The organism is Nocardia testacea NBRC 100365 (genome assembly GCF_000308775.1).
GTDB lineage: Bacteria > Actinomycetota > Actinomycetes > Mycobacteriales > Mycobacteriaceae > Nocardia > Nocardia testacea.
Map to the genome: position 1 here is coordinate 1 of NZ_BAGJ01000090.1, position 820 is coordinate 820.

The 820-nt window shown below is 66.3% G+C and carries 1 protein-coding gene; it reads right to left on the minus strand.

The window, feature by feature from the left end; translation table 11 throughout:
- On the minus strand, positions 1-820 hold an 820-nt coding region (locus tag ON38_RS13030; RefSeq protein WP_051164681.1), incomplete at both ends, for an IS481 family transposase.

Below are 820 nucleotides of genomic sequence, written 5' to 3' on the forward strand. Positions count from 1 at the left end.
TGTATGAGGCCATAACGTTGGTGACACCGGTGCGGAGGCGGCTGGCTGGGGGCCGGTTTCCGGCGGCCGAATGTGGTCGATGATAGTTGTAGTGGATGTTCCAGATTCCCAGCGCCTGTCGGCGCTGGGAATCTGTGGTCCATTCGCGGGCGTATAGGAATTCCTCGGCCAGTATCCGGTTGTAGCGCTCCACTTTCCCGTTGTGTCGGGGCGTGTAGGGCGTGATCCGCTGGTGACGGGCCCCGAGAAGCACCTTCGCGAAGTCGCGGGCCTTGTAGCAGGGGCCGTTGTCGGTGACGATCCGCTCGATCCGGGTGATGCCGTGCGCGGCGAAAAACGCTCTGGCCCGGAACATGAACCCGACCGCGGTGACCGCTTTCTCGTCGTGGAGAGCTTCGGTGTAGGCCAGGCGGGAGTAGCCATCAACCGCGGTGTGCAGGAACGAGTAGCCGGGCCGGCGGCGTTTGGCCGCGGCCCGGGCGGCAAGGTCTTGGGCCGAACCTCGGCCGTGAACACGCCAGCCGCCACCATCAGGGATCCGGCCGACCTTCTTGATGTCGACATGCACCATGTGCCCAGGCCGGCGGGCGATGATGCGGCGTGGGGCCCGGTTCGGTTCGCCGTTCGGGTCGAGGAACCGTCGCCGGTTCAGTCCGAGCGCGACGAGGTGGCGCCCCACGGTCCGCACCGAGACCGGTGTGTGCTCGGCAGTCAGTTCGATCGCGATCCTGCGTGCCGACCACTTCCTGGTCCTGCGCAGCTGCTCGATTCGGTTGACGAGCTCGAGTGGGGTCGTCCTCGGTGACCGGTGTGGTGCCGA